The sequence below is a fragment of the Daejeonella sp. genome (assembly GCF_037719425.1).
Classification (GTDB): domain Bacteria; phylum Bacteroidota; class Bacteroidia; order Sphingobacteriales; family Sphingobacteriaceae; genus Daejeonella.
Window position 1 is genome coordinate 19,294 of sequence record NZ_JBBJNI010000032.1, and the last position, 6,764, is coordinate 26,057.

The 6,764-nt window shown below is 42.1% G+C and carries 6 protein-coding genes and 1 pseudogene; 2 read left to right on the forward strand and 5 right to left on the reverse strand.

Annotated elements, in window-relative coordinates; translation table 11 throughout:
* Positions 1-1,654: pseudogene (locus WKF69_RS06400) on the forward strand (DNA gyrase/topoisomerase IV subunit A); the annotation flags it as partial.
* Between the two features lie 104 nt (positions 1,655-1,758).
* Here the strand turns inward: WKF69_RS06400 and msrA are convergent.
* The 5 genes from msrA to WKF69_RS06425 all read right to left on the reverse strand — a co-directional run bounded on the left by msrA (position 1,759) and on the right by WKF69_RS06425 (position 6,135).
* Entirely contained in the window at positions 1,759-2,286 is a 528-nt protein-coding gene (gene msrA / locus WKF69_RS06405; RefSeq protein WP_340380520.1) for a peptide-methionine (S)-S-oxide reductase MsrA, read from the reverse strand.
* 159 nt (positions 2,287-2,445) lie between these two features.
* Positions 2,446-3,498 (reverse strand): hypothetical protein, encoded by a 1,053-nt coding sequence (locus WKF69_RS06410; RefSeq protein ID WP_340380522.1) that lies wholly within the window; start codon positions 3,496-3,498, stop codon positions 2,446-2,448.
* 216 nt (positions 3,499-3,714) lie between these two features.
* Positions 3,715-4,599, reverse strand: coding sequence for a class I SAM-dependent methyltransferase (locus WKF69_RS06415; RefSeq protein WP_340380524.1), 885 nt, complete (start codon positions 4,597-4,599; stop codon positions 3,715-3,717).
* Positions 4,600-4,648: 49 nt separating this feature from the next.
* The gene (locus tag WKF69_RS06420; protein WP_340380526.1) at positions 4,649-5,404 is read right to left on the reverse strand and encodes an ATP-binding cassette domain-containing protein; all 756 of its coding nucleotides are present in this window, start codon (positions 5,402-5,404) and stop codon (positions 4,649-4,651) included.
* Positions 5,401-6,135, reverse strand: a complete 735-nt coding sequence (locus tag WKF69_RS06425; RefSeq protein ID WP_340380529.1) for an ABC transporter permease — start codon at positions 6,133-6,135, stop codon at positions 5,401-5,403. Before WKF69_RS06425 ends, WKF69_RS06420 begins: the two co-directional genes overlap by 4 nt.
* A gap of 141 nt (positions 6,136-6,276) precedes the next feature.
* Here WKF69_RS06425 and WKF69_RS06430 point away from each other — a divergent pair.
* A partial coding sequence (locus WKF69_RS06430) for an SDR family oxidoreductase (protein ID WP_340380531.1) occupies positions 6,277-6,764 on the forward strand: 488 nt, incomplete at its 3' end.

The following is a 6,764-nucleotide window of genomic DNA, read 5'->3' on the forward strand; positions in this document are numbered from 1 at the left end:
AGATTATAAAAAACTTATCGATAAGCCGATGAGCAGCATTACCCGCTTTGATCTTAAGAAGTCAGACGAGCAGCTCAAATCCTTGGAGAATGATATCAAGGAAGTAAATAAACACCTGAAGCATCTGACGGATTACGCGATTGCATGGTTTGAAAAGCTAAAGCAGAAGTACGGGCCGGGACGGGAACGTAAAACTGAGATCAGGCAGTTTGATAGGGTAGAAGCGTCAAAGGTTGCTCTGGCAAACGTGAAGCTTTACATGAACCGCGAAGACGGATTCGTTGGGACAGGGTTGCGTAAAGATGAATTTGTTTGCGATTGTTCCGATCTGGACGAAATCATCGTGTTCCGGGAGGACGGTAAGTTCAATGTATCTAAAGTTGCAGAGAAGACCTTTGTTGGCAAAGGTATTCTGCACGCTCAGGTATTCAAGAAGAATGATGAGCGAACGGTTTATAATATGATATACCGGGATGGTGAAAGCGGGACCTCGTACATCAAGCGATTCTCAGTACTTGGGGTTACCCGGGAGAAGGAATACGACCTGACCAAAGGTGCCAAGGGATCGAAAACGCTTTATTTCACGCCAAATCCAAACGGTGAAGCTGAGATCGTAAGTGTTCAGTTAAAGCCGCATTCCAAGCTTAAGAAATTACAATTCGATATTGATTTTGCAGAACATGTGATAAAGGGGCGTAGCTCCATGGGGAATATCGTGACGAAGTATCCTGTTAAAAAAGTGGTGCTGAAGAGTAAGGGCGTTTCTACTCTTTCAGGCCGTAAGATCTGGTATGATGAGATCCTCAAACGCTTAAATGTCGATTCAAGAGGGAAATATCTTGGTGAATTTGATGGGGATGACCGCATACTAACGGTTGAAAAACATGGCATTTATGAACTAAGCAGCTTCGACCTTAGCAATCATTTTGATGATCATCTTCTGCTTATTGAGAAGTACAATCCGGAAAAGGTTTTCACAGCGGTGTACATAGAAGGAAAATCGAGCAGCCATTATTTAAAACGGTTTGTCCTGGAAAATTCTTCTATTGGCAGGAAAATGAGCATAATTGGTGAAGAAGGCGGATCCAGATTAATATTGTTCACGGGACTGCAAAAGCCAAAAGTAAATGTTGAAATCTTAAAGGGCAAAACTAAAATATCAGAAAGCCTGGAAATGGATCTTGCGGAAACCATTGAGGTTAAAGGTATGAAAGCCCTGGGTAACCGCCTTTCTCCGCATGATGTGAAATCTGTTGATCTGATAGCCCCTTCAGAATTGGAATTGGATGATGTAGTAATTTCAGACCCTATTCCCGTGAATGCTGGGGAAGTGTATGTAGAGGTTCCTGGTGTGCATACCGCCACGCCAATTTCTTCCATGGCAATAGATCTTGATGTCGATCCTGAAATACCAGAAGCAAAAGAGATAGAAGAAATCCAGCCTGAAGAACCTTTAGCGGAAGCAGAAGAATCTCCTGCACAAGGAGAAATTGAACCAGAACAGCCGGTACATCCTGCAGAAAAAGTCTCTGAACCAAAACAAGCAGTAACCAAACAGGCAGAAGAACCTAGAGCTGCTAAAAAGGTCGATTTTGAGATCACTAACCCTGAAGATCTGGATATAGATGACAAGGGGCAGTTGGGGTTATTTTAATTGAAAGTTGAAAACGGAAAACTGAATCGATAGATCATATCTATCGGTGCTTTAGCTCATTGGTACGTATGCTTCAACTTTCAGTTTTCAGTTTCCCAGTTCCACTATTTAATTTTTGAACCAAACTCCTTCGTAAACTTCGCCAGCTTGGGCTGAATAACGTAAGCACAGTAGCCCTGCTCTGGGTTATTGTTGTAATAGTTCTGATGATAATCCTCGGCTGAGTAAAATTCAGAAATGGGGGTTATTTCAGTAACTATAGGGCGATCGAAAACCATTTCCTTTTCAAGCTTATTGATCATGCTTTCAGCCGCAGCTTTTTGCTCAGGATTTTCGTAAAATACAACTGAACGATATTGCGTACCTGCGTCATTGCCCTGCCTGTTTAACGTGGTAGGATCATGAGTTTTAAAGAATACAAGCAAAAGGTCATCAAAACTGAGTTGATTTTCGTCGTATTCTATTTGTATGATTTCGGCGTGACCCGTATCGCCATTGCAAATATCTTTGTAGGTAGGATTGTCTTTTTGGCCGCCCATATAACCCGAAACTACCTTGGTTACACCTTTTAAGTTTTGAAAAACGGCCTCTGTACACCAAAAACAGCCGCCGCCAAATGTTGCTTCCTCCATAATGAGTTATATGTTGTAAGTTCTACGCCTGCCTGCCGTCAGGCAGGTTATAAGTTGCGACGCTACCCAGTGCCGGCAATTCCCGAACGGTATTGAATATATCTTAAGTGGTGAAGAGACCTTCCAAATTTAGTAGGCTCACTCTCCACTCTCAACTAACTATTGATACTGAATATAACTAGGCTGCGGTTTAAGCTTCATTAATTCAGCAGGAGTCATTAAACGATTAGGGGCTTTTTTAAGGTCATTCTTGTAGAATATCTTAAATCCTGAGAACTGCACTGGCTCATTATAAATGAAATAGCGGTGTGTGCCTAATTTAAGATCAGGTTCGCCCCAGCCGTCCATGTGCATTACAATCTGTACTTCCGGCCTAAGCTTGATGTTCTTGGAGTTGGTAACCATCTTGCCGGTAAAACGGTGAACTACAAATATTTTTGGAGGCAGGTTATTAGCCTTTACAAGTTTTGCAAGATAATCTGTTACGTAATTGATCTCCGAAGCATCATATGTACCGATTTTTCTGCCAGGTAAAATGCCGCCTTTCATGGAGAATTCAGGGTCGATGCCCAAATGTACATTTGGCCTTATCAGATACTTCTCCAGACGCGGCAGCTCTTCACGGATCGTGCTTAAGGCAACCTGGATATCAAGGAATACAATCATATCTTTCTTCATTGCAGCAATTTTAAAGACAGAGTCGATCTGTTTATCGGGCATGCGGTTGCGATATTTGCCATCCTTCCCGGGATCGCCTGCCGCTACCACAGCTATATAATGCAGCGCAGGCTGAACAGGTGTCGATGGGTCAATTTTCTCCCATTTAGCAACTTCTGCGTAAAGCATGCGAAGCATTTCTTTTGGTGCATATTCACCAAGGGCACCCATTTTTTTTGAGTAAAGGTTACCGTAATAAGTTACTACACGCTTAAAGGGCAGAATTGCCCCCGGAAGAGGGTAAGGCTGATTTTTCACTGGCCACTTACCGGTTGTATCACCGTTTGCCAGCTGCTTCATCTTTTTATTATACGCAGCCGTATCAATCGGCGGGTATTCGCTTGAAGTAGCTTTTTGCTCACTTTCCGTTTCCTCTGTTTTTGTCGAATCTTTAACGGCTGCTTTTTCTGAAGCCTTAGTGCCTGACTCTGAGCATCCTGTAAAGCCTTCACTTACTGCAACGCCAATAATTAAGGTAATCTGTTTTATATTCATCTTCTAGTTTTTCTTATATCCCGGCTCCATACAGAACCATATCAATTACTGTTTGTTTGTGCTCAAAAGTCATTAATTATCAACTTACCGTAGAAAGTATTGAAACCCATTCGATGCGATGACGCAGAAGAAATAGGTTGATCCGATGTTTCAAAGAATTTGTTTTTCGGCAAAATAGCTTAGATAAAAATGAATAACAAGATAATCTTTAATTCTTTAGGCCCCTTTAAAGAATTTCCCAAATACCCCCAGCGGTAATTTACATCCCGACGTCGCCTGTAAATATAGTTCGCCCGATTCGAGGTTCTTCACTCCTGGGAATGAAGATCGAATAAGATTATCTACTATAACGGACGAAAACCCAAGGGAATATGTATTCAGGATCAAAAAGTGTTCTTCTTCATCCAATAGAGCTACCACATCCTGCATCATCTCCTGAATATTATCTTCCAGCTTCCATTTTTCGCCATTAGGGCCGTGACCATAAGCAGGGGGATCTAAAATGATCCCGTTATATTTTTTGCCTCTTTTAACTTCCCTCTTAACAAATTTAAGAGCATCCTCCACGGTCCAGCGGATATTGTCGAGCCCTGATAACGTTTGATTTTCATTAGCCCAACTCACCACCTGTTTAATGGAATCGACATGTGTAGTTTCTGCTCCTGCAGCACGGGCCGCCAAAGAAGCACCGCCGGTATATGCGAACAAATTAAGAACTTTAGGCTGACTCGTTTTAAAGGCTTTGACACTTTTAATAATATAGTCCCAGTTAACAGCCTGTTCAGGAAAGATTCCAAGGTGTTTAAAAGATGTCATTGCTAGCCTGAACTGGAGGGTTATATCACCATTCTGGTACTTAATATGCCATCTGTCCGGTGTTTTCTGATCTTTCTTGATCCATTCTCCGGAAGTTGCAGAACGTCCTTTAAACCGTATGTGATGCTGTTTAGTCCACTCGCTTTCCGGCAGCCCCTTTACCCATACCGCCTGTGGCTCCGGACGGATCAGGATGACGGTCCCAAAACGCTCTAATTTTTCAAAATCACCGCAATCGATGAGTTCGTAATCTTTGAAATTTGAGGGGGTTAATAGTTGGATCATTAAGTATAATTACTTATCGGATCATCGAAGGGATCTGATGAGTTGACGATTATTTTTTATTCTTTTGCAATGCCCGCATAAACTTGCTGGCGAAAACAAAGTCGTTTAATTCTTCATTGTCGGTATCCGAGATCTCTTTGTTAGATCCTTCCCACCACTTTTCACCCTGATGCAGGAATATAATATTTTCACCAATGCCCATTACGGAATTCATATCGTGCGTTACAACGATTGTGGTTGTCTTATATTCCTCCGTGAGTTCCTGGATCAGATCATCTATCACAATCGATGTTTTCGGGTCAAGCCCTGAATTCGGCTCATCTACAAAAAGGTATTTCGGGTTCATTGCAATTGCACGCGCAATGCCGACACGTTTTTTCATCCCTCCTGAAAGTTCGGCTGGAAATAGTTTGTTCTTGTCCATGAGGTTGACCCGCTCAAGACAAAAATTCACCCGCTCAAGTTTTTCTTTCCGATGCTGATGGGTGAACATATTCAGGGGGAACATGATATTTTCCTCAACATTCATCGAATCAAATAGTGCTGAACCCTGAAAAAGCATTCCAATTTCGGTTCGGATCTCAATCCTCGATTCAAAATTCATCCGGGTGAAATCTCGACTATCGTAGATTACCGAACCTTCTTCCGGCTCGTGCAATCCTACCATGCACTTTAAAAGTGTGGTTTTTCCTGAGCCTGAACCGCCAATTATCAGGTTACACATGCCTTCTTTAAATTCGGCAGATATACCTCTTAATACGTGATTTTCACCAAAGGTCTTATTTATATTCTTTACCTCTATCATAGCAACAACTGGGCAATAACATAATCAGAAAAAAGGATCGCGATACAGCTGATAACAACTGCTTTGGTACTTGACTGGCCAACTTCAAGTGCACCACCGCTGGTATAGAATCCTTGATAGGCAGATACCGAAGTAATTATGAAAGCAAATATAACTGCTTTTACCATAGACACCGTAAATGTGAAAGGGTTAAAGTCAGTTGTAAGGCCAGTGATAAAATCCTGTGCCGTTACAGCACCAGAGGCAGTTCCTGCCAAATATCCGCCAATAATACTAAGCCCGATCGAAATTATCACGAGCATCGGAATGGTAACTATTCCGGCAATTATCTTAGGCAGAATAAGATATCCGGGTGAGTTAATTCCCATAATCTCTAATGCGTCAATTTGTTCCGTCACACGCATCGTTCCTATCTGGGAGGAAACACTTGAACCCACCTTACCCGCAAGGACAATAGCGGAAATTGTAGGGCTTAACTCCAGAATTGACGAATCCCGGACGATACCCCCGATGACAGATTTTGGAATTAAGTCACTGACTAATTGAAAAGCTGTCTGTACTGTGGTTACCGCCCCGAGAAAAACTGATATGATGGCAATGATGCCTAAAGAACCGACACCGATGGAGTTCATTTCGTGGAAAATTTCCCTCCTGTAAATATTCCATTTTTCCGGGCGACGAAATACTGCTTTTAATAATAATATATATCTGCCTAAAGGATGGAATATCATTTGGATCCGTTTAATTTAAAGAATATACAATAATAATACAAAAATATCATCCCTTCAGGAGCATGCGTCTTAAATTGCACTTCAGCCACAAATTTCCTTGATTGTAAGTGCTCCCTTCGTTGATTTTGCTATTTTTAGCCAATGAACGCTATTGTAACCGGTGGAACCAAAGGAATAGGCAGAGCAGTAGTCATGCTTCTTGCTGCTAACAATTATAATGTCGCTTTGTGTGCCAGAAATGATTCTGAGATTCAAATCTTCCGGAAGGAACTAAGCGAAGAGTACCCTGAATTAAGTTTTTACGGTCTGGCTGCAGATCTGGAAAATCAGGCTGAAGTAGAAGGGTTTGCCGATTTCGTGCTTAAAAACCTGGGCACTGCCGACGTGCTTGTAAATAATGCAGGCTTATTCATACCATCCGGCCTGATGGAGGAAGAAAGCGATGCTCTGGAGCGCCAAATGAAAGTCAATGTTTATACACCACATTTTCTCTCGAAGTTTTTTGTCAAAAACATGGTTGGAGACAATCAGGGCCATATCTTCAATATCTGTTCTATCGCATCGCTCACACCGCTTGTAAGCTGCGCTTCCTACAGCATAACGAAAACCGCCTTGCTCAGTCTCACCAA

What these genes read in the sequence shown, in the direction of transcription:
- WKF69_RS06410 (WP_340380522.1), bottom strand. Translation starts at nt 3,498, where the DNA reads ATGAATATAAAACAGATTACCTTAATTATTGGCGTTGCAGTAAGTGAA.
- WKF69_RS06425 (WP_340380529.1), bottom strand. Translation starts at nt 6,135, where the DNA reads ATGATATTCCATCCTTTAGGCAGATATATATTATTATTAAAAGCAGTA.
- WKF69_RS06420 (WP_340380526.1), bottom strand. Translation starts at nt 5,404, where the DNA reads ATGATAGAGGTAAAGAATATAAATAAGACCTTTGGTGAAAATCACGTA.
- msrA (WP_340380520.1), bottom strand. Translation starts at nt 2,286, where the DNA reads ATGGAGGAAGCAACATTTGGCGGCGGCTGTTTTTGGTGTACAGAGGCC.
- WKF69_RS06415 (WP_340380524.1), bottom strand. Translation starts at nt 4,599, where the DNA reads ATGATCCAACTATTAACCCCCTCAAATTTCAAAGATTACGAACTCATC.